25 protein-coding genes are annotated in these 24695 nt (G+C 44.5%); 13 read left to right on the top strand and 12 right to left on the bottom strand.

Going from position 1 to position 24695, the window contains the following annotated elements; translation table 11 throughout:
- Positions 1–77: 77 nt before the first annotated feature.
- Positions 78–1982 (bottom strand): S8 family serine peptidase, encoded by a 1905-nt coding sequence (locus tag UF05_RS06520; protein WP_045545858.1) that lies wholly within the window; start codon positions 1980–1982, stop codon positions 78–80.
- Between the two features lie 489 nt (positions 1983–2471).
- Here UF05_RS06520 and UF05_RS06515 point away from each other — a divergent pair, with 489 nt between their 5' ends.
- Both UF05_RS06515 and UF05_RS06510 read left to right on the top strand, forming a co-directional pair.
- A complete protein-coding gene (locus tag UF05_RS06515) occupies positions 2472–4970 on the top strand; it encodes a hypothetical protein (protein WP_231583926.1) in 2499 nt (832 codons plus the stop codon).
- A complete protein-coding gene (locus tag UF05_RS06510; protein WP_045545859.1) occupies positions 4967–5971 on the top strand; it encodes a hypothetical protein in 1005 nt (334 codons plus the stop codon). Before UF05_RS06515 ends, UF05_RS06510 begins: the two co-directional genes overlap by 4 nt.
- A gap of 348 nt (positions 5972–6319) precedes the next feature.
- Here the strand turns inward: UF05_RS06510 and UF05_RS06505 are convergent, their stop codons facing one another.
- Both UF05_RS06505 and ppiC read right to left on the bottom strand, forming a co-directional pair.
- Entirely contained in the window at positions 6320–7777 is a 1458-nt protein-coding gene (locus UF05_RS06505) for a DUF3360 domain-containing protein (protein WP_045545860.1), read from the bottom strand.
- A gap of 536 nt (positions 7778–8313) precedes the next feature.
- Positions 8314–8592, bottom strand: coding sequence for a peptidylprolyl isomerase PpiC (gene ppiC / locus UF05_RS06500; protein ID WP_005375342.1), 279 nt, complete (start codon positions 8590–8592; stop codon positions 8314–8316).
- 265 nt (positions 8593–8857) lie between these two features.
- Between ppiC and UF05_RS06495 the strand changes: the two genes are divergently transcribed.
- A complete protein-coding gene (locus tag UF05_RS06495; RefSeq protein ID WP_031816995.1) occupies positions 8858–9772 on the top strand; it encodes a chemotaxis protein in 915 nt (304 codons plus the stop codon).
- Positions 9773–9912: 140 nt separating this feature from the next.
- On the opposite strand, the gene UF05_RS06490 is transcribed toward UF05_RS06495, so the two are convergent.
- The 4 genes from UF05_RS06490 to hutW all read right to left on the bottom strand — a co-directional run bounded on the left by UF05_RS06490 (position 9913) and on the right by hutW (position 13082).
- Positions 9913–10449, bottom strand: a complete 537-nt coding sequence (locus UF05_RS06490; protein WP_025500720.1) for an ATP:cob(I)alamin adenosyltransferase — start codon at positions 10447–10449, stop codon at positions 9913–9915.
- Between the two features lie 75 nt (positions 10450–10524).
- Positions 10525–11055 (bottom strand): heme utilization protein HutZ, encoded by a 531-nt coding sequence (gene hutZ, locus UF05_RS06485; RefSeq protein ID WP_005488117.1) that lies wholly within the window; start codon positions 11053–11055, stop codon positions 10525–10527.
- A 118-nt stretch (positions 11056–11173) separates the two neighbouring features.
- Positions 11174–11677, bottom strand: coding sequence for a heme utilization cystosolic carrier protein HutX (gene hutX / locus UF05_RS06480; protein ID WP_005488127.1), 504 nt, complete (start codon positions 11675–11677; stop codon positions 11174–11176).
- 34 nt (positions 11678–11711) lie between these two features.
- Positions 11712–13082 carry a heme anaerobic degradation radical SAM methyltransferase ChuW/HutW gene (gene hutW, locus UF05_RS06475; RefSeq protein WP_025534986.1) on the bottom strand — a complete coding sequence of 457 codons (1371 nt, stop codon included), beginning with the start codon at positions 13080–13082 and terminating at the stop codon, positions 11712–11714.
- Between the two features lie 162 nt (positions 13083–13244).
- Between hutW and UF05_RS06470 the strand changes: the two genes are divergently transcribed.
- From UF05_RS06470 to UF05_RS06445, 6 genes are read left to right on the top strand one after another with little or no spacing between them, the layout of a single operon-like run.
- Positions 13245–13988, top strand: a complete 744-nt coding sequence (locus UF05_RS06470) for an energy transducer TonB (RefSeq protein WP_031854083.1) — start codon at positions 13245–13247, stop codon at positions 13986–13988.
- Positions 13988–14686 (top strand): MotA/TolQ/ExbB proton channel family protein, encoded by a 699-nt coding sequence (locus UF05_RS06465; RefSeq protein ID WP_031854084.1) that lies wholly within the window; start codon positions 13988–13990, stop codon positions 14684–14686. Before UF05_RS06470 ends, UF05_RS06465 begins: the two co-directional genes overlap by 1 nt.
- On the top strand, positions 14683–15096 hold the full coding sequence (locus tag UF05_RS06460) for an ExbD/TolR family protein (RefSeq protein ID WP_005454456.1): 414 nt from the start codon (positions 14683–14685) through the stop codon (positions 15094–15096). Before UF05_RS06465 ends, UF05_RS06460 begins: the two co-directional genes overlap by 4 nt.
- Before the next feature lie 27 nt (positions 15097–15123).
- Entirely contained in the window at positions 15124–15993 is an 870-nt protein-coding gene (locus UF05_RS06455) for a heme/hemin ABC transporter substrate-binding protein (protein ID WP_045545861.1), read from the top strand.
- A gap of 9 nt (positions 15994–16002) precedes the next feature.
- Positions 16003–17040 carry a FecCD family ABC transporter permease gene (locus tag UF05_RS06450; protein ID WP_045545862.1) on the top strand — a complete coding sequence of 346 codons (1038 nt, stop codon included), beginning with the start codon at positions 16003–16005 and terminating at the stop codon, positions 17038–17040.
- A complete protein-coding gene (locus tag UF05_RS06445) occupies positions 17040–17822 on the top strand; it encodes a heme ABC transporter ATP-binding protein (protein ID WP_043038509.1) in 783 nt (260 codons plus the stop codon). Before UF05_RS06450 ends, UF05_RS06445 begins: the two co-directional genes overlap by 1 nt.
- A gap of 132 nt (positions 17823–17954) precedes the next feature.
- On the opposite strand, the gene UF05_RS06440 is transcribed toward UF05_RS06445, so the two are convergent.
- Positions 17955–18416 (bottom strand): TetR/AcrR family transcriptional regulator, encoded by a 462-nt coding sequence (locus UF05_RS06440; protein WP_005481342.1) that lies wholly within the window; start codon positions 18414–18416, stop codon positions 17955–17957.
- Positions 18417–18941: 525 nt separating this feature from the next.
- Between UF05_RS06440 and UF05_RS06435 the strand changes: the two genes are divergently transcribed.
- The gene (locus UF05_RS06435) at positions 18942–19241 is read left to right on the top strand and encodes a YfcZ/YiiS family protein (protein ID WP_005488152.1); all 300 of its coding nucleotides are present in this window, start codon (positions 18942–18944) and stop codon (positions 19239–19241) included.
- Positions 19242–19285: 44 nt separating this feature from the next.
- On the opposite strand, the gene UF05_RS06430 is transcribed toward UF05_RS06435, so the two are convergent.
- The gene (locus tag UF05_RS06430) at positions 19286–19558 is read right to left on the bottom strand and encodes a YnjH family protein (RefSeq protein WP_005498191.1); all 273 of its coding nucleotides are present in this window, start codon (positions 19556–19558) and stop codon (positions 19286–19288) included.
- Positions 19559–19766: 208 nt separating this feature from the next.
- Between UF05_RS06430 and UF05_RS06425 the strand changes: the two genes are divergently transcribed.
- Positions 19767–20366 (top strand): hypothetical protein, encoded by a 600-nt coding sequence (locus UF05_RS06425; RefSeq protein ID WP_045545863.1) that lies wholly within the window; start codon positions 19767–19769, stop codon positions 20364–20366.
- 111 nt (positions 20367–20477) lie between these two features.
- Here UF05_RS06425 and UF05_RS06420 read toward each other — a convergent pair whose 3' ends face one another.
- On the bottom strand, positions 20478–21587 hold the full coding sequence (locus UF05_RS06420) for a 1-acyl-sn-glycerol-3-phosphate acyltransferase (protein ID WP_045545864.1): 1110 nt from the start codon (positions 21585–21587) through the stop codon (positions 20478–20480).
- 192 nt (positions 21588–21779) lie between these two features.
- Here UF05_RS06420 and UF05_RS06410 point away from each other — a divergent pair, with 192 nt between their 5' ends.
- On the top strand, positions 21780–22388 hold the full coding sequence (locus UF05_RS06410) for a hypothetical protein (RefSeq protein ID WP_045545865.1): 609 nt from the start codon (positions 21780–21782) through the stop codon (positions 22386–22388).
- A gap of 163 nt (positions 22389–22551) precedes the next feature.
- Here UF05_RS06410 and UF05_RS06405 read toward each other — a convergent pair whose 3' ends face one another.
- A complete protein-coding gene (locus UF05_RS06405; RefSeq protein WP_025793841.1) occupies positions 22552–23034 on the bottom strand; it encodes a hypothetical protein in 483 nt (160 codons plus the stop codon).
- Positions 23035–23047: 13 nt separating this feature from the next.
- Positions 23048–23581 (bottom strand): nicotinate-nicotinamide nucleotide adenylyltransferase, encoded by a 534-nt coding sequence (locus tag UF05_RS06400; protein WP_025793840.1) that lies wholly within the window; start codon positions 23579–23581, stop codon positions 23048–23050.
- Between the two features lie 222 nt (positions 23582–23803).
- On the opposite strand from UF05_RS06400, the gene nadE reads away from it, so the two are divergent.
- Positions 23804–24634, top strand: a complete 831-nt coding sequence (gene nadE, locus UF05_RS06395; protein WP_005480808.1) for an ammonia-dependent NAD(+) synthetase — start codon at positions 23804–23806, stop codon at positions 24632–24634.
- Positions 24635–24695: the final 61 nt, after the last annotated feature.

Raw genomic sequence — 24695 nt, 5'->3', positions numbered from 1 at the left:
TTATCTCTGTTCGATATTGAAAACATAGAAAGTTAAAAACACAAAAAGGCCCTCTTCTCGGGCCTTTTTCATGGCGTTCATTTGTTCGGCTTGCCTCCACCTTTTCCGCCGCCCTTACCACCACCAGAACCAGCAACCGTGATGTTATCGCTCCATCCACTCCAGAACAAAGAACCATCGCTTTGCTGAATGGTGCCAACACGATAATGCACTTCGCCATTGGCACTGGAATCTTCAAACGTCGTGGCAGTAGGGTCGAGAACATCCCAACTGCTTAGGCTTTGCCATCGATTACGTTTTGCATTCCAACTCTCGCGTTCGACTCTAAAGCCTGCAATGGCACCTTGATCCCCCGAATAGTTCCAAGTGAGAGAAACAATACTATTGTTGATCGAGATGGAAAGAGCTTCTGGTGCCTTAACGACTAGAGGAGGAGGTGGTGGCGGTTCCGAAGGTGTTGCAGTCAGAGCTCCCACCAAATTAAGTCGTCCGTATTGAGAGATGCTCTGTAAATCTTGCCCATCAGCACCTATTGGATCCGCTCCCTGTTCCAACATCATACGAATCATCTGGTTACAAGGTACGCCAGAGGCATCTTGGCAAGTTGCAGGATCGGATAACTGATCTGCATATTTGTATGCCCAAAGTAACGCAGCTGCGCCAGCAACATGAGGGCTGGCCATGGATGTACCCGACTGCCAATGCAGACAGGCGTCATTATCGTAATCGAAGGTGCCACACTGCTCATTTGGCATCGTCGAGAGAATACTGTCACCGGGTGCCATTAGCGACACCCAATCGCTACCGAAACTAGAAAAACTGGCACGATTGTCATCGTCATCCGTCGCACCTACGGCAATCACGTTGTCATAAGCTGCGGGGTAGTTCTTTATCGGGTCTCCGGCGTTCCCTGCTGCGCTCACTAACAACACGCCTTTCCCCCAAGCGTAGTTAACGGCATCATTTTCCGCTTGGCTATAACCGACTAAGCTAATCGGGTTGCTCTCTTCATCGATTTCATCAGAGCCATAACTCATGTTAATCACGTGGTAGCCGTTATCGGCAGCATAGGTGATCGCATCAATGGAGGAAGATAGCGGGCATACCCCCGTCGCAGCGATAAGGAAGCAGCCAAAAAATGGGTCGCAGCTATAAATCAGATATTCGTAGCACGTCTTCAGGTTGCCAACAGAACTGTTAAAACCGACCCCAGCAATACCAATACCGTTATCTGTCTGAGCCGCCGCAATACCTGCGACATGGGTGCCGTGTCCAACCACATCCTCTAACGTATCACTTTGATAATCGGTGACAAATTTCTGCTGCTCAACACATTTTCCGTTCCCGAACTCAATGCTACTCACGCTATCCCCTGCCATACGACAATCAATACCGGAATCGAGAATTGCTATCTTGACGGCAGAACTACCTTTCGTCATATCCCAAGCTTCGGGAGCATTGATATCTGCACCAGGCAAGCCAGAGGCCTCATCCAGATACGGACCAAATAGTGGGTCATTCACCACGGTAGAATGTACTTGCCCAGTATTATTGAGCGCCCACTGCTCAGAAAAGTAGTCACTAGCATAGATACTTCCACCGAGACCTTCATTGGGAACATACTGAACAATGTGGTTGATATCAGGTTCTGCATACAACACATTCGGGTTCTGGTTAAAACGGGCTAACTGCGCTTCCACTGTTCCAACGGGCACTTGCAAGACATGCACATCAATGCCGGAAATGACTTTGAGCGATTTTGCTCTGCTCTCATGCATCAACTCCCCTACGTCAGACGCCGCTGCACCGGGACGGAATTTAACGAGAATACGATCCACGGCATAAGCCGGAGGTGGAGTTGTATGAACGGGATGAGGATGACTATCGAGGTAAGCCTGCGGTATAGCAAGGCTTTCTGGAACTGCCGCCTGCACAATCGCAGACGACAACAATAAAATCGGCAAGGATAATGAATGATGCATGGCACTATACTCCGTGTTGGATAAGTCCCTTCCTTGACTGAGGAACTCCATTTGCCAGATGAAACGGCAGCGGGTACGACTCAGCCCCCATCAAAACCTTTTAGCTTAGAATAGAAGTCTAATGATAAATTTACCAATAAGGAAAATATCTAAGGCATGCAATAGACCGATAGCGACAGTGAGAAAATGAGCGGGGACTAACTATTTTCTTTGAAAAACCAGAAAATGTTTCTGGTCCGTAAAACACTTTCACCACATCAATTTTGGGAGAGAAGAGCGTTCTAAACGCATTTTTGGACATAAGTTTCTCAGAATGGTTACGTAAATTTGTAAAAGGCGAGTTACTTGAAGTATGGCAAATTAACGAGCTTACCACTCTTGTGATTATAGGAACGTTTAGCTTGGATTGAAGTATGTTTTATATGAACAATTGATACGCAGAAGTTTCAGGTGTTATGATGCCTAGTAGCTTCGTAAGCCTCTGATAGGGTGTGTATTTTGGTTGACTCAATAAAAATATGGCTGACTTCTAAATCGTGGTTTTGGAAATCTAAAGCTAAGTATGCAAGGATGGGCTTTCTTCTAGAACGGACTTTATACAAACAACGAGCATCTTTTACTAAAACTAAGAACAACACTACAATTTTAGGCTCGATTACCATTGTAGGTTTAAAGAGCCTTAGCGGAGTGATTCTCGCTTTGACTATTCTAGGCTTGTTTGAGAGTTATATTAGAGCAAACACAAATATTTTGGAGCCTCTTAGTAAAGAGCAAATAGAATTTAATATCAACCAGCTCAGATTGTATGCACAACTGCTTACCACCATATTTTCAATATACTTCGCATCAATAGGTATTATATTAAGTACGGGCTACACTAAACTTCGGCGTGATATTATTCAGCTTCTCACGACTGAACAGGTTGGTAATGTATATTCACGCGTTTTAGTCTTCTCGGCCATCTTTTGTCTCATCGCCACCACACTAGAATCCTATGGCATTGCGCTGGGAGTTTCAGTTTATGCTGTAGGAACATTTTTAACAGCTATAAGCTCACTTGCGTTGTTCCCTTTAGGTCAACGGCTATTCAACTTCTTCAATCTCAATCAATTGGCTACTAGTGAAGTACTACCTAGAATAGCTCACCATATAGAGAATGCAGCTAAGTCTAACAATTCAGTTTCTCTATCCAACCATCATTCAAAAGAAGCTCGCTTAGCCTTTAAACAGCTATGCTATATCGATGACGAGATGAAAAGTGAAACAAAAAAGCTTAATGATAACTTGCCTCAACTTAGCCATAATTATTCAGCATTATTACAACACTACCTACATAACAAACATCGTATCGCTCATACAAGCTATTGGTTCCCAAGGCGAAAAAAACATAAGCAATGGTTCTATGCCGGAGATAGCGCCACCCATACTGCTTTACAAACAAGTAGCCAATTAGCAACAGAAGATGAAACAGACTATCAATGGTTAGAGAATGAGATTATTGATAGATTAGCTAAGCATGTAGAGCTAGCATTTGCGACCGATGATTTTATGTTAGGACTAAACCTCCTAAGTCAACTGTCATCTCGAATATCAACTTATTCAGAACAATTTCAGTTCTCAATAGGAATGCAAGAAATTCAAAAAATACAGTCAGTTATAGAAACTGCTTTTGCTTCCATAGAAAAAATTGAGAAAGAACCAGAGGAACTAGTTCTATTGATTGGAATAGCTGACACATGGGCTGCATTAGGAAGCACTCTTTGCCTTGAAACAATGAGGCGTATGTTTATATTCGAGGAAGAGCTAAAGCACTTCTTTGATACTGATATATGGACAGGTAAACATCTAAAATATCTACCTTCTTTCCTGCAAGTAGAGTTAAACGTTGTCGTGGAACGCATCAACTTTGAACGAAGGATTGAAGGTCAGCGACTATCAAAACCTAAGTATGTCCAACAACTGGCAGTTCAAAAGGTTTTAAATCATTACGCAAAGGTGCTTCAGGAAATCAGCAACTATTATGCATTTACGATCCCTAACTTTGTAAAGAAGCTATCAGAAATGCAGATGAAAGAAGCTGCGACTCAAGTAATTTTGGCAAATCTTCACAATTATTGGAAGTTACCTAGATGGTTCGAAGATATATCTCAGCTAATTAATAGATACAGAGAGTTTGAACATTACTCCGAAAAGCAGTATTTATTTCCAGAAATAGATATTGATGCTTTTAGAAAGCAACACGCCACAGCACGAGATGAAGCAGTAGAGATGCTAGGTGAAGCTAGTATTATTGGGCATGTTTTTAGGCAAGAACAAAATGATGAACTACCAGATCATTTTGGGCACATATACTTCGAACTCGCCGAAGCTTGTATTGATGCACTTGAGCAGAATGATGAGGATAAGTTAAGTAAATCTATTTCAATGTTCATGCTACTAGCTTTTATGGCTTCCGACTCTAAATTCGTAGATCCTAAACTCGATATAAATGATGAGTTTCGATTACATCTCATTTCAACTGTATTGAACGATATAATGTCAGTTGTAGGATTTGCTATTTTATATGGAGCTTACTTCGAGAATTCGAGACTATCTGAAATGGCACTTGGCGAGTTCAATAAATGGATAGATAGGTTTCCAACCAAGAAACAATATTTGGAGAGGATGGTACGGCTTTCAAACCCTCGTTCGTTTAGCTCTAGTGCATCCCCAAGAGATATGATTCGTTTCAACTGGAAATCAGCTTTTGAAGATCGTACAAGGCAAGATGGATATGGAGACCAAATGGGTATGAATAGAGGAAAAGCCCATAAAAACAAAATAATTAGAGCGTTTCTTAGCAACTCATTTTCGGATGCTTCTCATCTGTTTATTGCTTTACATATCCTTCCGCAACTTGGCTCTGTTGATTTCGAAATAGGTCATGATATTTCCTCTCTTAAACGTTCTTTAGAAGATACTGAAGACAGTGAAGAGGATTACCTATGAAGCTTGTTAAAGGGAAACCAGAACATCATTTTCATTTCGATACAGAAAATATGGGGCTCTTAGAAAGACTTTTCATTAGTCCTTTGAGAGAACGAGAGGGCTTCTACCAAGGAATGTTTAATCAAGATTTTTCTCAAATTTTTAAATCGATTCATCGAAGAAATGAAGCTCTTTTCAGTATAAAGTCTAATGATGACGTGCTAGCTGATAAATTGCTTGGAAATGTCAAAGGGAGACGTAGGCATCATTGTTTAGACGATACTGTACGTGAGTGGGTGGAGGAAATAGCTCAAAAATTAGTGCGTTTGAAAAGTGCACGCTATTTTCTTCATGAAGATGCAGAAAAAGAAGAACTACATATAGTGCCTTTAAGTTCAGTTAATCTGTTCCAGTTCTTGAATATATTCATCCAGCTTTTGCCAAAACGACGCAAAGAGCATTGGAATAGCGATGGAGAGTTACTACCAGCAGAGCTACGAATCTTAGATACAAGTAAACTTATTCGAATTGATATTTCCAGTGCCACTAAGCAACTTTTGTTAGCACAAAATAGGATATTGATCGCTCTAGATAAGCACCAATATGACAACACTGCATTTTTTCCCGAAGCCACATATAAGAACCCCATACCAAGAAGCGATTTTGACTTTAACTATTGGGTAGATACGCAAGATAAAGCACTGTATCGAGCAACGAGAGATACTGGCTGGACTGGCAGAAAACAAGACTCATCAAAGCGTTCAGATTTTTTCGATTGCTATCGTTTGCTCCGTTTTAAAAGAAACCAATTAATACTGCGCGACAACATACTTTTCCAATTAGGAAAAGAGCTTACAAGAGTTGGACAGCAGTACAATCCTGAGTTTGAGGTTGTAATCTCCCCTACTAATGCTTTGCCTAATATCGCTGAACTGGACAAATTGAAAGAGCAACTATCACAAGAAGAAGTTAGCTTCACCGACATCATTGACTTTTGCTACGAACGTAAAAGGACTTCTTAATGAAACATTTCTAAATTAATTAGTCTAAATGTATCGTACGACCCACGACTTGTAGATACAGCTAGATTAGAAAATCTAAGGCATTTCTGTCTTAGCGCATCTGAGACGACACTCTTCGGTAAAACGGAAAGGGGCATAAACCAGTTACATCAACTTCAAGTCACCAATTCCAAATGACTATGGCACTGAAGTGAAAATTGGCTTCCCCCCTCTTTATCGAGTTTAACTCAGCACTAAAGAAGTGAACCAATAGTCTTATCTAATATCCGATGGACTTTGGACAAGAGTAGAGTGGGAACGAGAGAAGGCATAGATAGTTACCATCTATGCCTTTAGAACGAGCGTCTATTAGCTAATTAGAGCGGGAATACCCGGAAGCTGACCAACTACAGCAAGGGAACCTGCACAAACGATAAAGGCCACGCCAGGGATAAGGTATTTATCTTTACCCGATAGTTCGTTAGCGCGCTCATGATCACCGATAAGTCCGAGGTTATCCAACAGCATAGTTATTGCCCAGCCGAACACTGGGTTAACGAATGCACAAGCAAAAATACAGATACCCGCACTGAGTGAATCTTTATGCTTATGGATCATCTGCATACCCGCTTCAAGAAGTGGTAAGAACACACCGACAATCAACGCAACGCGCAAAACAGGCTCCCACATCGCGAGATCCATTGGGTAACCAATTACCGCTGCGGCAATACACATTAAGCCAGTTAATAGCGCGCCGCCAGGAATAGGACGTTTGGCAATTGCGGCTGGAATCATGTACGTACCCCAAGAAGAAGCTAGGTTGCCGCCACCTAATAGTGAACCAACCCCCTGACGAATAGACGCGCCGACCATCGTATCGTCGACATCCATTAGTACGCCTTTCGCTTCTTTTGGGTAGTTAAGCTCTTGAAAAACTCGATGACCAAGGTAGTCAGGAGACCACATAGCGACGGCTAACAGAGCAAATGGCGTAACAGCAATAAAATGCTCTAACGTTGGCCAGCCTAGTTGCCAGCCGGTATCTTCACCCCACCAGTAGAATGGACTGAAATTAGGCAGGCCCGGCTCCGTGGTAAAAGCAAACTCAGCACCCATCGCGTAAGCGACAATACCCGCTAGCGCAGAACACAGTGGGATAGCCAACCAACGTTTGTTGATTTTGGCTAAGTAGGCATAAACCATAACCGTTAGACCAATGACCACAAACGAGATGTAACCTTGGTCGGTACTTGCAGCCCACGCTTCTGTCTTATTGATTTGTCCGATCAATCCCACTGCGCCAAGGTAGATCAGCAACCCACCTCTAACCCCAATGCCAGTCAGGGTCATGAGCTTTGAACCGCCCTTAGTAAAAGCGAGAATTAAACCAAACGCACAGACCATCAAGCCGAGAGCCAGAGGATGCCCGCCAGCGGCAGCAATCATAGGAATCAGCGGTATCATTGGGCCATGAGTACCGGCTAAGTTTGCGTTCGGGTTTAGGATGGCGGAAAACAGGATAACGAACAGAGCACCTGCAATAAGCAGTTCGTAACGCACGTTTTCTGCAACGAACTCCGGAGATAAGCCGAACTGAGCAGCAAAGGCCGCAACCATGGCAGTCACCATAACCACCTTACCTATGGTGGCGGCTAACGCTGGTACCCAATCTTCGATTTCAATACTGTAATCACGCGATGGCAAATGAATACCCCAGCGACGAAAGCTCATAACGGTTAAATCATGGTTTAGAAAGTCTTCTCGGTTTTCAAATTCATGCGGTTTCTTGCGCACATCCCTGTAAAAAGTCTTACTTGAGTCAGACATTGAGTTATCCTTTTTTACGTTTCAAAGCTGAACCATCTCAACTAGAGTTTCGCGAGGTACACAAACCTTCGACCAATACGAGACCACACCCTAGCTGCTATCGAGCACCTTTATTGATTTGCACTTATTAAGCATGTGTTGCTACCGGTAGGAATATTAGACATTAGTAAAAGAGCAACAAAACTCTCACTTATTAAACATTAATTTAACAATGCGTTAGTGTGCGTTGATCTTGTATGAGTTGTTTTCTCAAGGTAAGCCAAAGGGAGAACGGTCGTCGCTCCAACTTATGTTTTAAAGACTAAGTTTTTTGGGGAACGTAATGGTTGCTATTGAGGTACGTTGTCTATTTACAGTCAGCTTGAAGCTATTAGAAGTAATGGTGTGAAAGGAATTAAATAGAGTTTCTGACTCTGAATGATTTTGGGCAAGAATAAGTGAATCATGGTAAGCCAATTCGTGCTTACCATGATTTCTGCTCGTATGTACTGGCGTTCAAGAAACTCGAAAGTCAGCTCATGAGCTCTGGGTAGAGGCTATGTTCTGTAGAGAACCTTGACCACATGCCAACCAAATTTTGTTTTGACCAAGTGCGGAGTTAACACTTCACCAGAAAAACAAACTTTGTCGAATTGAGGCACCATTTGACCGCGACGGAACTCACCAAGGTCACCACCACGTTTGCCAGACGGGCAAGTTGAATATTTTTTCGCTAGTGTTTGGAATTTAGCGCCTTTTTTCAATTGCTTGATGATGTCTTCAGCTTGTTCTTTGTGCTTAACAAGAATGTGCAATGCGGCTGCTGTGTTTGCCATGTGTTTATCTCTCACTATTCTGGTGGCGCAAGTTTACCGAATACACCGGTTTGCGCCAAACATTTCTCCACCTTACCCATTTTAGGCCATGGCTTCCCCCAAAAACACTTGGCTAGGTGATGAAAACCTGTGCAACACGGGTAATATTGACCTCGATTTATAAAGAGATTGCTTAAAAAGCTCACATTTACTTCCTATACGGTTGAAGCTGTCGCTTTATAAGATATGATTAGACACAAATCGGTGGCATTTATAAGGTTATTTCATGGCAAAAGTCGTTAGTAAGGCGAATCAATCTCAGGGTATGTTGATGTTTAAGCTCACCCTGCAACAAAACTTCGCAATAGGGACACTTAAAGTTCGTGAAATTGTACCCTACATGCCAACCACAAAAATCCCGTATTCCCATCACCATGTGATTGGTACGGTGACCATTCGTGATCTCACCGTTCCTGTTATCGACATGTCCGCTGCGGTTGGCTTTCGTCCAATTACGCCAGAAGAATACAAAAACTGCTACCTCATCGTGACCGACTGTTTACGCACTGTGGTTGCGTTTATGGTTCGTAGCATAGAGAAGATCATCGAATGTGATTGGAAAGCCATTGAAACGCCACCAGCAAGTGCTGGAAAAAACATCTTCGTGACGGGTATCACTCGTTATGGCGATCAAACAGTTCAAATGCTCGATGTCGAGCTACTGCTTTCTAAAATTTATCCGCAGTATGAAAACGCGAATATCCCGATGCTGACGGATGTAGAGCGTGAACGTCTCAAAGCACTGAATATCTTGTTGGTGGATGACTCGTCGATCGCGCGTAAGCAATTAAGTGACGCGCTAGATAGCATCAATATCTCCTATCAAATTTGTAAAAATGGCTCAGATGCACTGCAGTTGATGAAAAATGAAGCTGAAGCAAATCGCCCAATAGATATTCTGGTCAGTGATATTGAAATGCCGGGGTTGGATGGTTACGAGTTAGCGTTTGAAGTGCAAAATGACTCAGCTCTTAATCACTCGTACCGCATTCTACATACTTCACTGTCGAGTGAGATTTGTGTCGATAGAGCGCATCAAGTTGGCGCTCACGAAGCGTTAGAAAAGTTTAATGCTGGTGAGCTCATCGAAGCTATGCTCCGCGGGGCAAAAGAGCTAGAAGCCAATGCCATGGCTTCTTAACGTTTAACTGAACATAATATGTGGTTTTGTGGCCACTCGAATTCGTTATCACTTTGTCGTCATTTCAACGATTTATTGCTGACCATTGATGACACTGCGACGCTTAAGGCACGTGTACTAAAGCAACTTGTTTACAGCGTTTACTTCTTTGGCATAGCGTAGCTGCGAGACACAAACTCAGTTTCTTCCACTTGGTAAACATGATTAATGTAAGAAGCCAAGCTGTAAATGACATTGGCCATTAAGTTGGCGTAACGGAACAGAATCGGCGCTGGTTGCTTTTTCCCAGCATGCTCTATCGCGACGAGTGCTCGAACGGTTTTCTTTGCTTGGCAGCGACACAAATGCAGTTGACTAGACGTAGCATGGCCACCGGGCAGCACAAAACCTTTAAAACCACCGTCTATGCGCGCTTTTATGGCCTCATAGTCTGCTTTCAGCTCTTCAACTTCCGATTCTGTAATCGCTAACTTGCCACGCACCGAACCATTGAGATGGTAAACATTAGGCTGAAGGCGCGTGAGAATATCTCGACTGAAGTCGTCCAATTCCATCGACAGCACCAACCCAATCCGGCTGCACAACTCGTCTGCGGTGATCTCGAAATCGCACACAGGGCTGTCTTCGTAAATAAAGGGATAACAGATCTCGCTCAGTTCCTTGCTTACAGGTCTCATGCTGTTGTTCCAATGTAAAAAAGGGAGCCAGTATAACCTAACTCCCTCTTAGTAATCATAAAAACGACGTCCGCATTAGGCGTTTTCTATTTTCTTGTGGCCTTCTTGTAGATGCACAAAATCAACCAAGTCATCGCCTGAGACTTGATACGCTTGACCGAACCCTTTTACGAACAAACCTTTCTCAGCTTTTAGGTTGAACAGTACAAAGTCTTCAAGCTGGCTTAGACCGTCGATGATGTCACCGAAACGCGCTTTCATCTGACCAACGACCAATTGCCACATTTCAGTATCACGCTCAACAACCGTTGCGACCGCATCAAACGTCAGACGCTTACGTGCAAAAAGCTGTTTGGATGAATCTTCATCTTCGATCATCATCAGTGAAACGTTTGGATTTTCTAGCAGATTTCGAGCATGGCGAGCAATCTGAGAGATCAAAACGAAGTAACCTTCCTGATTCTGAACATAAGGCGCGTAACTTACGTTCGGACGGCCTTCGCTGTCTACCGTTGCAAGCTGTAAAGTACGGCGCTCCTGACGAAATTCTTTAATCTCTGGCCCTAGACGGCCTTGCAAACGCTCTTGTTTAACTTGTTGATCCATATTGATACCTGACTTTATTTCTATTTATTTGTCCCGAATTCTAGTTCGGTTATGTATGTTCGTGGTCGCGACTTCTCACGTTCTTGAACGTAAAAGCCGCGACGACTGGCTGTCTTTGTTACTGATTTAACTCAGCTTGCATGGCACGAAACGCCGTTACCTGCTCAGCAATAAGTTCGCGTTTTTCATCACGCCCTAAGTACACTTTGAAGATATTGCTGCCGCATTCAGAGAAAAAGCCAAAGTAGTGACTTTCACGTCCCATAAACGGTTTGCTGACCAGCGCGATATTTTTCACGTTGTCCAATTTGAGGTGACCATGTAGCTCACCTTCTCGCCCCATTAGATTGTAATAACCACGCGCAACTTTGCCTTTCGGAAAAGGCGCTTTCACTTCGAAAATGGAGCCGAAGGAGTGTACGATCGTCGTCACTGGGCCAAAGCCAACTAGGCTTTCAAGGATTGTTTGCGCTTGTTCACCCGGAGCAATCGCAACCATCTCTTGCGGCAGTGCAGCGACAACATCAAATTCTGTCACACCTAAACGCTCTGCCATTGCGGCAGGCAGAAGTTGAGGTTCTTGTTCCAATAGAGCTTCTACCTGTTGCTTGATTGATTCCATTTTGTTTTCCATCTTTTTCTTCAATTTGTCTTCATTAATTATTGGATACTTTTGGCACGCTTTCGTTCATCTCTGATGTCAGTACCTGAATACAGGCTTGCGCTAACGAAACGGCCCAAAAACTGCCCGCTAAAGTAAGCACTAAGCTTCGCTCTTGAAGCTCAACTAAGCCTTTGTCTTGCCATACTTTAAACAGCGGCATGAGAAAATCGAACGTATCGCTACCCATAAACATCGGCAGTTTACTTGCCTGAACAATGCCTCGGTCAAACCCGGATTTTAGCGCTGCAAATAATGGCTCTAATGGGCTGTGCTTCATCATCATCGCAATCGTACTTTGCCCTTCATTCACCGCTTTGATGTAGGTGTCTAAAGTACGGTGCAGCATCATCCCGTATCCGCCAATGTTGCCACCAGCACCGCATCCAATCGGCAACACTTCTGCGTACGTCTTGGCTAAGCTGTTGTATAGGCTACGCTCACGGTTATCGACGGCCCAGTGGTTCACGCTCAACTGCTTCATATGGTGCTTCGCCATAAAGTTCACACCCAGCTCATACATGCCCGCTTTCTCTGGCGTCGTCGCTGGTGGGGGGATCTTGCCTTTTTCAACGAGATTGAGCATTGGCGCAGTTCCACCCACGACCAACTGATACAAATCCAAGCCATGCGCGCCTGTCGACATAAAATCGTTAAGATCTTGTTCAAGTATTTCTTTGGTTTGATAAGGCAAGCCATACAACAAGTCGATGATGACTGGGATTTTGTCTTCCTTCGCCAGTTCCGAAACGCGTTTGAGTACGTCTTCTCTATCATCAAGACGCTTTGCACTGCGACGAACTTGAGTGTTGAAGCTCTGCACGCCAAAAGAGAAGCGATTAAAGCCGCCATCTAACGCACCTTGATACAACTCATCGGAAAAACGATTGATGCGCCCTTCTAAAGTAATTTCACAATCAGACGCGAGAGGGAAATAATCATGAATGGCCTGCCCCAGCACACGAACTTGTTCGGGAGAAAGATCGGTCGGCGTTCCACCACCAATGTAAACCGCATGGAAGATGCCGCTTTGCGTCCAAGGAAGTGCTGCTTTCTCCTTCAAATCCTGCATTAACGCAGCGAAGTACTCATCGACAAGTTTGCGACTGGCCGCATTCTGAAAGAAGTTACAAAAAGTACAGCGAACACGGCAAAATGGTACGTGAATGTACAAACAGCGTTTGTTGTTTCTCACGTTTTGGTCAGAAGTAATGCTCGACAAAACCCCTGCTTGTTGAGGTGGCGGTACTGGCACACTCGCTCCGCCAGCATGAGCCGAGTGCTTCTTCACAAAAGCAAATCTCAGGGGGTCAGGGCTATCGCTGCCCAGAACTGATTCGTCAAATTTATCAATATCGACGCTCATATATACTCACTTAAACCCCACCACATAAGGGATAGAGGCTAATCTCAAAAAAACTGCAAGGATCATAATTTGACCGTAATGATAATGCAATTGATAATTGATCTTATTTCGATTGTAAGTAATAATCGCCTCAAGTTTTCATAGTTCTACCGAGAATAACCCGTGAACGTACAAAGATATGTCATTGCAGGAGGCGCCTCTCTCGTCATTCATGCCGCACTTCTTTTTGTCTCGCAAGAGAACAAAGTGTTCGCAATGCCTGCTGGAAACCCAGCAAGCTCGGTAAGCCTCAACCTTGTATCTGCACCACCACCAACGCTCGAAAAGCCCACACCAGAGAATGTGGTACCACCAAAAGAGCCACAGCCTCAAAAACAACCTGAGCCTGAAAAGAAGGTCGTTAAGAAGCAGGTTGTCAAAAAAGAGGCGGTGAAGAAAAAGGTGGTCGAGAAAAAGCCAGAGCCAATTAAGCAACCTAAGAAAGTGGAACCAACCAAAACGGTTGCCAAGCAAGAAACTCAGCCCAAAGCCGAACCGAAGAAAAAAATAGAACCGGTGAAGAAAGATACGGTTACTCAGCAAACTGCATCAGCGAGCCAATCCAAAGGGGCAACGTCTCAGCCTATTTTGGTCGACAAACCAACGTTTGTGAGTCAACCAACGCAGCCCCGTTATCCAAGGTCTGCGCAAAGGCGCGGTATCGAAGGCGCAGCCTTGTATGAGGTATGGCTCGATGAGAATGGCAACCAAATCAAACATGTTTTGCTTGAATCATCTGGCACCGAGTCGCTGGATGCCTCAGCGCTGCGAGCTATTAAACAATGGCAATTTACACCACATATTTTAGGCGGGCTAAAAGTGGCTCACCGAGTACAAATACCAGTTCGTTTTAAGTTGGAAGGATAATGGAACAACTACAAGAATTACAAACTCAGTTCGGTCTTATGACATGGCCTTTGATCATTTGCTCGGCACTCACCGTCATGATCATTGCGGAACGATTCTTCCAAGTATTCATCAGTCTTGGCGTTGGCAAAAGTGCCATTCGTCAACATTTGGCTAGTCTAGACCCAACCAACAGCCGAGATATTGAAGCGCTGGCCGATGAGTTGTCGGGCAAGCGTCCCCTGCTTTATCGCGGTGTAGCAATGCTATTGGCTCACCACTCATTCGCTAAATCGCTGCGTGAAGACGCGGCTGGCATGTGGCTGCAAGAAAAGCGTCATCAACTGCATTCTGGTCTTCGCCTTCTGACGTTGATCGGCGTGATCAGCCCGCTAATTGGTCTTCTCGGCACAGTATTGGGATTGATTGAGATGTTTAAAGGCATCGCGGTTTCAACTGGGAACATCACACCTAACGATTTGGCTGACGGCTTGGGTTTAGCCATGCGCACAACGGCCGCTGGTTTGATCATCGCCCTACCCGCTATTTCTGGCGCACAAATCATCGGTTTGTGGGCTGACCGCGTACTCGCCAAACTTGAGCATACTCTCAACTACGTGAATTTGTGGCTTGAAGGCATTTCCCTGCAGCACGTGTCTCCAGAAAAAATAAAAACAACGTTAAGTGTCACCAAAACGGCTGAGGCGAAAGCTTCATGATCAAAGTACCACAGGACAATAACCGCAACGGCTTAACACCAGATTTAACACCGCTGTTAGACATCATTTTTATTGTGATGGTTTTCTTGATGCTTACCGCCGCAGTCAAACTCGATTCATTAGATGTCGCGCTGCCAAGCACCGACTCTCAGGCCGTTGCAGAGGTAGATAAGCAGTCGATTACCGTTAATATCCTCAAGGATGAGCCTTATTGGGCGATCAACGGACAGACGTACATTGATTGGGAAAACTTCACTCTCGCGCTGTTAGAAGAGAGTAAATCGACCGATAAACCTATTGTGATTGGTGCAGAAAAAACAGCTAATATTCAATCACTTGTTCAGCTTCTTGGCTTTTTGCAAGAAAACGGAATTCAGGCGACTCAATTGCTCACTGAAGAGTCGCCATAACAAGAACATAAAACTGAGAACATTTTCATGAAGAACACATTATCACCAGTGCGCACTGCGTTGACTGCTGCCGCTCTGTTACTTGCAAGCACGAACCTATTTGCCAACAACGCCCCAAACTCAGAACGCGTCGTCAGTGCGGGCAGCGCCGTTACCGAACTATTACTTGCGCTCGATGCGAAAGACAGCTTGGTCGCCGTGGATGTAACCAGTACTTTGCCGCAAGGCATGGAGTTACCCGACGTTGGGTATCATCGCCGACTTTCAGCAGAGGGGTTGTTGGCACTGAGCCCAACCAAGTTAATTGGCTCTGATGAGATGGGCCCAGCAACCACCTTAAATCAACTAAAGTCGGCAGGTGTGGATGTCGAGATAGTAAATACAGAAGCCAACGTTGACGGCCTTCTACATCGTATCGACCAGATTGCAACGATCATGAACCGTGAGTCTCAAGCAACAAACTTGAAGCAAGAGGTAAAAGCGCAAGTCGAATCTTTGCAAGCGAATCAGCCTGCACCTTCTGCTAAAAAGAAAGTGCTGTTTTTGCTTATTCACGAAGGTCGCCCAGCCAATGTTGCAGGCTTGGATACCACGCCAGACGCCATCATCGAGTTAGCAGGCGGTGACAATCCTGCGGCGAAAAAACTGACCTCTTACAAACCACTGTCAACCGAAGCGATGGTAGAGATGCAACCCGATGTCATTTTAGTTAGTGGCCGCAGCTATGAGACCATGGGCGGTGCAGACGCCATTTTAAAGGCGATGCCGTTACTTGCAGCAACACCAGCAGGCCAGACAAAGAACATCATCACCATTGATGGACACGCTTTGGTTGGCGGTTTGGGACTAAAAAGCCTGTCAGAAGCTAAACGTCTCAATGCCTTGCTTTACCCATAGAGATTTTCGATGCTGTTACGACGTATTCCTTTATCAACCACGCTGATTACGCTGTCTGGATTTTTAGCGTTTATCGCCATCGCTTCTATAACCGTCGGCCCGATGAACATTAGTTTCACAGACAGTCTGCGCGGCTTAATTGGCGCGCATTCAGAGCTGACACCGCACATTCAACTCGTTATCAATGAGATTCGCCTGCCTCGTACGATTTTGTGTATGTTCATCGGCGCAATCCTCGCAATTTGTGGGGTGGTCATGCAAGGGCTTTTCCGAAACCCATTGGCAGAACCCGGCATTATTGGGGTTTCTGCTGGGGCGGCGCTGGGCGGCGCTTTTGCCATCGTCGTTTTTGCTGAGTTTAGCCAAAACCATCCTCAACTCATGAACTTAGCAGCGTTGCCATTATTTGCTTTTCTGGGCGGTGCTCTGACAACGGTGCTGGTGTACTGGCTTGGTACGAATAAGTTTGGTACGTCCGTCACGATCATGCTGCTCGCTGGCGTGGCGATCAGTGCACTTTCAGGTGCCGCGATCGGCTTTCTCAACTTTTCTGCGGATGACCAAATGCTGCGCGATTTAACGTTGTGGTCGATGGGTTCGCTTGCGGGCGCAAACTGGGCAGGCATTGGCTTAGCTTCTGTGACTCTCGTGGTGCTACTTTTCTGGTTTCACAAAAAAGCCATGTCTTTAAACGCATTATTGCTTGGTGAATCAGAAGCTCGCCACTTGGGCGTTCCGGTACAAAGATTGAAGCGTCAGCTCATTCTGCTTTCCGCCGTAGGCGTTGGTGTCACAGTTAGTATCTGCGGGGCTATCGGCTTTATCGGTTTGGTTATCCCACATCTCGGACGCATGCTAGCAGGCCCTGATCATCGCACACTGTTACCTATTTCGGCGTTGTTGGGAGCTTTATTGCTGACCTGTGCAGACATGATCGCGCGAGTGTTATTGGCACCAGCCGAATTACCTGTCGGAATCGTAACTGCGCTCATTGGTGCGCCATTTTTCATCTACTTACTGTTCCAGCAAAGAGGGAAGATTCTGTAATGAATCACGTGGTTTTATCTGGCCGGAATATTTCAATGAAATACGGCCATCGAGTAGTACTTGATAACATCAGCATCGATATTCGAGCCGGCGAAGTGACGGCGTTATTGGGGCCAAACGGCGCGGGGAAAAGTACACTACTTAAACTTCTGTGTGGTGAGACTCCATCACACAACGAGATTGACTATTTTGGCGAGCCTAAAGAAGCCTGGAAACCTGAAGACATAGCAAAGCACCTCGCCATGCTGCCCCAGCACAGCACGCTCACTTTTCCATTTTTGGCACGAGAGGTGGTCGAACTCGGTGCGATCCCTTTGTCGCTTTCAAACAAAGAAACGACTGAGCTTGCCCTACACTACATGCAAAAAACCGATGTTCTGCACTTAGCGGAAAGCTTGTACCCTGCCCTCTCAGGCGGAGAGAAGCAACGTTTGCACTTGGCTCGAGTACTAACGCAACTGCATCAATCTGGTGACAAAAAGATTCTGATGTTGGACGAGCCTACGTCGGCACTGGATCTCGCCCACCAGCACAACACGCTTAAAATTGCTCGTGAGGCGGCAAAAGCGCAGAACGCTGCTGTGGTTGTCGTATTGCATGACTTGAACTTAGCCTCACAATACGCAGACCGACTTGTGTTGCTCCATAACGGCAAACTTGTATGCGATGACAACCCTTGGCAGGCCCTAACGCCCGAACGTATTGAACAAGTTTATGGGTATCGCTCTATCGTGACAAAACACCCGACTCTGGACTTTCCTCAAGTCCACGCTGCGGCATAGCTTAAAGAGGCGCAGAGCCTCTTTAAGAAGCGCTTTCGAGCACTAGCCAGCTCTGCCACTCACTTGTTTAAATTTCCCCTCAGAAACGCAAAAGCCCCACTAATAATTAGCGGGGCTTTTTGTAATTTTTGATTATTTGCTCATTTGAATCAGCGAGCGTCCAATCAACCATTCCAGTTCTTTATCTCCACCTGAGCCAAACTGGCTTTCTACCATCTTGTACAGACGATCAATGCCATTTGCTGCAAATTCGTGAGCGCTTTCAGACGTAACAATGTGATGGAATAGTAGTCGTAAAATCGCTAAGAATTCAGAATCTTCTAAAGCTTTAATCCAGCTCTGTGAAAACGCATCTAAACCTTTTTCGAACTCTAGATGTTCGATAAACATTTTAAAGATACGACCATCTAGTGCTGCGGTGAAGTCCGTTTTCTTAGGAAAATGGTGGCTAATACCTGTACGCGATACACCTGTCTGCTGACTCAACGTCGTATACGACATTTTGTCGTAACCAAGTCTTAGCAATTGATCAACAACGGCATCCATGATCTTCTGGATAGTGATTTCGGTATCTTCTTTACTACGCTTTGGCATACTTTAAGCTCTTCTCTTTGTAAATCCATCTAACTCACAATTAAATGAGGCCAGAATGAAATCATCCTCAGCATTATGTACTGTGCTCTCCTAACATAACGTTAGGCCCTCAATCATAACGAAATTGCACTGCGTAACGTGCAATTTACGGTGATATTTGTGTCAATACACGTCGCTTAAAATCAGGCGAAAAGTGAATTGCATCAAAACCTTGCGCCAAATTATTCATTGAAACTATTCAAAGACCAAGAATGATAATTATGTAGAAATAATCAATCAAGAAATAGTCTTATAAATTTACCCCTAGTTCAACTGGCCTGACCCAAATCTCGTTAGTATGTTGGTTAATTGCTCTTAAATGTTGATACATATCACATTAACGTTATTGTTGACTTACTCACCCAACCGTTAACCGGCAATTAACAAAACAACATGCTGTTGTATTTTTATACGAAACTGCTCATTTTTGTAGATACAGATCAAATACCTGCTAGAATACCCTTAGTTTTTACAAGAGGATTCGTTATGAGTGTCGAATTAGAAGAAAGCCAAGTATGTGAAGCTTGTGGCTGTGCTGGTGAGATTGGTTTCATCATCAAAGAAGGCGACGAGGTTGCTGACGTAACGATTTTCGCAGAGACTAAAGATGCATTAGAGTCTGAGTTAGCGAAATACATCGAACTAGCTAAATCAGTCTGCGCTGGCGTTGAATACAATGTGTCAGAGCTGACAGAAGAATCTAAAGAGCTAACCGCTCGATTCAAGTTTGAAGTAAGTGCAGAAAAGCTTATTTTTGAACTGAAAACTCGCTCTCTAGCGCGTTAATTCAATTTAAAGCGAGCAACGAGCTCGCTTTATTCTTATCTAAATCACTTCTTTTGCTTCAACACGACCCACTTTAACGACCCATTGGTTTCGTAGTCGTTTTCATCAGAGCACACCAAAAGCACATCATCGACTTTGATTACCGCACCAGCGGTATAGGCTTTATCTTCGTAGTAACAAATTCGCTGGCCTATTTTACCATCAGCAACCACCAAAGCCTTTGACTCCGGCGTGCTGTAAGATTTGGCAAAAACTGAACCAGACAATAGCGCGACCATGGCGCTCAGAGTAAAAATAGAAACTCTTTTAAACTTCATGAATATCCCCTTATGCCCGAACAATACTAGCAAGGAAGTATTTCAGGTTCTTGGCAGAATCTCATATTCTAGCAATTTGTTCTTACTTCTAATTCTCAGATATTCCTCCACGTCGTTACGAACAACGGCGAGTTAAGCTCAGCCCGATATAGCCGTCACTGACTCTTTAGGTTATGCTTTTATCGTTTTTTATTGGAAAGTAATCGTTATGCGTTTCATCCCTTTAGCCCTCGCGTTAATTGCATTTAGCTCGTCTCCTAGTGCTTACGAGCTCGATTACTATTCCAAATTTGGCCATATCGACAACTATGGCAATCTAGATCTTCGAAACAAGCCATACACTGAACTCCCATCTGGCTTGGTCATAAAAGGGAATGTGGACATTTCCCAAACGCCAATTACTCAGCTGCCTAAGGGCTTAGATGTTGGTGGCAGCTTGGACGCAAAAAATAGCTCCCTGAAAACAATCAAGTCGGGCGTAAAAATCAAAGGTTACGCTAACTTACTAGGTAGTAAGATTGAAAGCTGGCCCAAAGGGGTAAAGCTGGGAGGGTATTTGAACCTGACCGATACTCCGTTAAAAACACTTCCGGCAAAACTTCGAGTAAAAGGTGATTTGAGTGTGATCCGAACGCCACTGAAAGCGCTACCAGAAGGCTTGGTGGTCGATGGCAACCTCTACATTGGTGGTTCGGCCCTGACCGAGTTTCCCGACACAATGACGGTAAAAGGCAACATCTTTTTGGGTGGCAATAAGATAACCAAGTGGCCAAAGAATCTGACCTTAGGTGGCGCAGTCGCACGCTAATTGGATAGACAAAAAGAGATACGCAGAGACAAAAACACCTCGTTCAATACGAGGTGTTTTTCATTGGAGTAGTTGGATGCGCCTAACTCATTTGGGCAGCATACACAGCGACTAATCTTGGTTATTCACTGGGTTAGCGTAGCTCGCAACAAGATATGGTCTTGCGCCTTCTGGTAGCTGTTCTAGCTTATCAGCAAGCTGACGTTTCACCGCTTCTGTGATAATGCTTGAATCTTCACGACCTGCAGCGAGCAAGTTGATCGGATACAACTTATAGTTCTCGTGGATCTGACGGTCGATTTCATTCGCTAGCGATTCTGGCGTTTCAAACTCTTGCTCAATCACGTCACCAAATGCCACATGAACACGGCCTTTGTAACCAACAATGCCTTGGATGATGCTTTCGATATCTTCAAACTCGCCTTTTTCATAACGGCCGTTTTCTGCTTTCTCAAATAGCTCTTTTGCCTTAGCGATGTCACATGGATCGTTCTCGTAAGCAATCGAGACCGGCACAATTTTTAACGAGCGCATGTACTCGCCAAACGCGATCTTTTGCTTGCGACCTTCAACGTGGAACATTTTTAAGATCGCAGGATCTGTAAAGTCGTTACCGTCTTTTGCGCGCCCTTCTTTTTGAGCAATCCAAATAGAGTTACCCGTATCCAGCGAGTGTTTGATGTAGCCAGACAACTGTCCAAGCGCTTTCATCATCTCTCGTGGAGCTTTTGCAGAACGCTTAACAATAAAGCTCTTGTTCAAACGCATCAGCTCTGTCGCACACGGTTTTTTCAGCAAATTATCGCCGATTGCAATACGCACAGTGCGGTGACCACTTTGGTACAAACCGTAGTTAACTAAAGCGGGATCCATTGCGATATCGCGATGGTTAGACACGAATAAGTAGGAGGTGTTTTTATCCAGTTTGTCTAAACCAGAGAACGTGACGCCATCCGTTGTCTTATTCAACGTATCTTGAAGGTATTTTTTCACCTCGATTTGGATCGCTTCTACGGAGTCAAGTTTGCTCCACTTCGCTTTTAGGTAAATGCGAAGGAACGGACTCATGAGCGTTTTGAACCATTTCGCTTTGTTTTCAAAACGGTGATCGAGAATCGCAGTGATAAATTCATCATCTTGGATTAGACGATCCAGCGCTGCTGGAATTTCTTCGTCATTGTAAGGACGAATTTCAATATAAGGATCGGTATTGGCAGTCATTATTCATTACATATCAAAAAAAGCTGGCACATTTTACGCATAGTTTTGCTGTCTCGCAGCATTTCAACCCATACTTTTAACATGGTCATACCAGTTAGGCTACAATTTCTCATGCTAAAAATTACGGTTAGCTGGTTGGAATCGTTTAGGTTTAGCGTTACCCTTAGCGCCCCAAAAACACTGGTGATCATAATGAACTACGCTATTGAATTTCACGACGCTAATTACCCTTTTCTGAACGTTGCCGCGCGTAAAAAATCGCTAAAGCACAGTTTACTGTCTGTCGTAAGCGGATTAGCGATCATCAAATTGGGTAAGCAAGAGTATGCCATTGAACCCGGCCAGTATTTTTGGATTCCTCAAGAATGTTTGAGCTCACTCACTTTTTTACCTAACACTCATGTCCATCGTTGTGATTTTTCTGTGCGTTTGAATGATGCATTTGCTCAACAGGCCGGTTTTATCAAACCATCGATTTTGCTGAAAGCCTTAATTGAAAAGCTGGCGAAGACCGAGACGCGTTCTGATATCCAGTTAGATTTGCTCGCTGTGGTTAAACACGAAGTACTGGCGATTTCACCAAATCTATCAAACTCGGCACTCAGCCTGGCAATCAATCAGTGGAAGCCAGGATGCGAAGCTCGCATTTCGAGAGAGCTTTGTTTGGTGCTTACGCTGCGCGAAGCAAGAAAAATGAAGTTGTCTGGGAAAAAGGAATCTCAAATTGTTGAGCACTTGTTTGCTGGCAACACAGAAGAATACGAACAGCTTTGCTTTTTAGTGTTTGGTGAAGCGCTATAAGTTAACGGTGTATAGCGTTTTCTCACACGAGACTCACACAAGATCAAAAAGGGCGTACTTTGCGGTACGCCCTTTTCTTATTCTTTGCCTCACGTAGGGTCACATATTTCCCCAAGTAATCCCAAGCACAACACACATCGAACGCTCGGTGAAAAACAATGAACTAAAATGGCACTTCAATTTGCATCATCCAGTCGGCGTCGTAATACTCGTGCCAACGATAGTCGAAGCGCATTCTTGGCTCACCATCAGCTTTATTACCAAAACCGATGCTGAACATGAGACCATGGCTGCGAAGCCACTCTTCTGTGGTCATTTTGTTTTCTTCTTCACGTAGCTCTTCTGGCATCCAAATACCAAGACCAAAATAGTTTTTGTCTACGTTTTGAGTAAGAAACGGAATGTCTTGCGATTTGATTGCCCACTCTTCCCAGTAGTTTTCTGTTGGTCCTTCTGCTGTCGCTTCAGCAGCATACCAATCTAAGGTATCGGTACTAAGCACACCAACAGTATCAAAAATTTCTTCACAGATGGGCATGGTGTTCTCTTCAAACACCACGGAGCGATCAGAAAGATAGTTACATGCGGAGTTAGCTTGCGTCACCACAAGCAGCGCACATGCACTAAATACGGCTACTCTGACCATGAAAACCGACCTCTTATTTACCAGATAATGTTTCTCTATATAAGCCTTCGTTGAGCAACTGTTCGCTGACAGTTGGTGTCGTATAGGTGCTGATATCTTTGCCTTCTATGAGTGCATTGCGGATATCCGTGCTTCTAATTTTAACTTTTTCTGGGCACGCCATGACAGTCCAACGTTCCGTAATTTCTTCCGCCTTATAAAATTTAGCAAATTTGAAGAAATTATCCGGACCAATGACAAAAGTTATATCGGCAGTTGGGTAGATTTCTTGAATTTTTTCTAATAACGCATAGGTCGTCACACTTTGTCCCGGTTGGTACAAAGCTTGCTCTAGGTCTGAGCGCTGAACATTAGAAAGCCCCATGTCCTTGATAAAGGCATCAACCAGTTTGCACCGAATTGGGTAATCCAACATATTCTTGCCCCATGCATGTGCAATGCTAGGTTCGAGTAGCACAAGGTCGAAGTGGCTCAGAGACTCGATTACGCTCTTGTGACCTAAACTAGGAGGGTTAAATGCGCTACCAAAAATGGCGATTTTTTTCATATCCGGTGATTACCTGGTTGAAGAGAGTTTTCTAATCTGATGAATTCGGTATGATACTACTAATCTTTAGAGCTTTTGACACTAAAGCGACGTTTACGAGCCTTAATTGAATGGTTTATCACCATTTTAGCTCGATAACGACGTCACACTGTTTGATCTTTGGTGAATGACCACTCGAAGCAGTTTTTGTGTCTAAGATATTTGCAGGAAAAGGAACCCTAAATGGAACAATCCATCCGTGACGAAATGCGTGTGTTGCCGTCAATTGACCCGCATTTCGAAATTGAACGCCGTATTGCTTTTATTAAGCGTAAGCTACAAGAAGCAGGTTGTAAGTCACTTGTGCTTGGCATCAGTGGCGGTGTTGACTCAACCACGTTAGGTCGCCTTGCCCAACTTGCTGTAGACCAACTTAACGAAGAAACTGGCAGCAACGATTACCAGTTTATCGCAGTACGTCTGCCTTACGGTGAGCAAAAAGACGAAGATGAAGCGCAATTGGCGTTGTCATTCATTAAACCTACGCATTCTATCTCTGTGAACATCAAACAAGGTGTTGATGGTATGCATGCCGCTTCTAATATTGCACTAGAAGGCACAGGGCTAATGCCAGAAGACGCGGCAAAAGTAGACTTTGTAAAAGGTAACGTAAAAGCACGTGCTCGTATGATCGCTCAATACGAGATCGCCGGTTACGTCGGTGGCTTGGTGTTAGGTACTGACCACTCTGCAGAAAACATCACTGGTTTCTACACCAAATTTGGTGATGGCGCGTGTGACCTTGCCCCTCTGTTTGGTTTGAACAAACGTCAAGTGCGCGAAGTAGCCGCAACGTTGGGCGCGCCAGAGGTGTTAGTGAAGAAAGTTCCAACCGCAGACCTAGAAGAACTGGCACCGCAGAAAGCAGATGAAGATGCACTAAACCTAACTTATGAGCAGATTGACGACTTCTTGGAAGGTAAACCAGTTTCTCAACAAGTTGTCGATCGTTTGGTTTCGATTTACAAAGCAACTCAGCACAAGCGTCAGCCAATCCCAACGATTTACGACTAAGTGATCTTTTTTGCTCGCTTTTAAAACTCAAAACGCTGCTAAAATTAGCAGCGTTTTTTGT

The organism is Vibrio sp. S457-15 (assembly GCF_000960545.1).
Classification (GTDB): Bacteria; Pseudomonadota; Gammaproteobacteria; order Enterobacterales; family Vibrionaceae; genus Vibrio; species Vibrio parahaemolyticus.
Note: the sequence above shows the minus strand (reverse complement) of the source record. Positions and strands in the feature narration are given on the sequence as shown.

Excerpts from the sequence above, each read along its gene's own strand:
- UF05_RS06455 (WP_045545861.1), top strand. The coding sequence starts at position 15,124 with ATGAAGAACACATTATCACCAGTGCGCACTGCGTTGACTGCTGCCGCT.
- UF05_RS06430 (WP_005498191.1), bottom strand. The coding sequence starts at position 19,558 with ATGAAGTTTAAAAGAGTTTCTATTTTTACTCTGAGCGCCATGGTCGCG.
- UF05_RS06510 (WP_045545859.1), top strand. The coding sequence starts at position 4,967 with ATGAAGCTTGTTAAAGGGAAACCAGAACATCATTTTCATTTCGATACA.
- UF05_RS06505 (WP_045545860.1), bottom strand. The coding sequence starts at position 7,777 with ATGTCTGACTCAAGTAAGACTTTTTACAGGGATGTGCGCAAGAAACCG.
- UF05_RS06435 (WP_005488152.1), top strand. The coding sequence starts at position 18,942 with ATGAGTGTCGAATTAGAAGAAAGCCAAGTATGTGAAGCTTGTGGCTGT.
- UF05_RS06520 (WP_045545858.1), bottom strand. The coding sequence starts at position 1,982 with ATGCATCATTCATTATCCTTGCCGATTTTATTGTTGTCGTCTGCGATT.
- UF05_RS06400 (WP_025793840.1), bottom strand. The coding sequence starts at position 23,581 with ATGAAAAAAATCGCCATTTTTGGTAGCGCATTTAACCCTCCTAGTTTA.
- UF05_RS06425 (WP_045545863.1), top strand. The coding sequence starts at position 19,767 with ATGCGTTTCATCCCTTTAGCCCTCGCGTTAATTGCATTTAGCTCGTCT.
- nadE (WP_005480808.1), top strand. The coding sequence starts at position 23,804 with ATGGAACAATCCATCCGTGACGAAATGCGTGTGTTGCCGTCAATTGAC.
- ppiC (WP_005375342.1), bottom strand. The coding sequence starts at position 8,592 with ATGGCAAACACAGCAGCCGCATTGCACATTCTTGTTAAGCACAAAGAA.
- UF05_RS06440 (WP_005481342.1), bottom strand. The coding sequence starts at position 18,416 with ATGCCAAAGCGTAGTAAAGAAGATACCGAAATCACTATCCAGAAGATC.
- UF05_RS06420 (WP_045545864.1), bottom strand. The coding sequence starts at position 21,587 with ATGACTGCCAATACCGATCCTTATATTGAAATTCGTCCTTACAATGAC.
- UF05_RS06405 (WP_025793841.1), bottom strand. The coding sequence starts at position 23,034 with ATGGTCAGAGTAGCCGTATTTAGTGCATGTGCGCTGCTTGTGGTGACG.
- UF05_RS06410 (WP_045545865.1), top strand. The coding sequence starts at position 21,780 with ATGAACTACGCTATTGAATTTCACGACGCTAATTACCCTTTTCTGAAC.
- UF05_RS06450 (WP_045545862.1), top strand. The coding sequence starts at position 16,003 with ATGCTGTTACGACGTATTCCTTTATCAACCACGCTGATTACGCTGTCT.
- UF05_RS06490 (WP_025500720.1), bottom strand. The coding sequence starts at position 10,449 with ATGAGACCTGTAAGCAAGGAACTGAGCGAGATCTGTTATCCCTTTATT.
- hutX (WP_005488127.1), bottom strand. The coding sequence starts at position 11,677 with ATGGAATCAATCAAGCAACAGGTAGAAGCTCTATTGGAACAAGAACCT.
- hutZ (WP_005488117.1), bottom strand. The coding sequence starts at position 11,055 with ATGGATCAACAAGTTAAACAAGAGCGTTTGCAAGGCCGTCTAGGGCCA.
- UF05_RS06495 (WP_031816995.1), top strand. The coding sequence starts at position 8,858 with ATGGCAAAAGTCGTTAGTAAGGCGAATCAATCTCAGGGTATGTTGATG.
- hutW (WP_025534986.1), bottom strand. The coding sequence starts at position 13,082 with ATGAGCGTCGATATTGATAAATTTGACGAATCAGTTCTGGGCAGCGAT.
- UF05_RS06460 (WP_005454456.1), top strand. The coding sequence starts at position 14,683 with ATGATCAAAGTACCACAGGACAATAACCGCAACGGCTTAACACCAGAT.
- UF05_RS06445 (WP_043038509.1), top strand. The coding sequence starts at position 17,040 with ATGAATCACGTGGTTTTATCTGGCCGGAATATTTCAATGAAATACGGC.
- UF05_RS06465 (WP_031854084.1), top strand. The coding sequence starts at position 13,988 with ATGGAACAACTACAAGAATTACAAACTCAGTTCGGTCTTATGACATGG.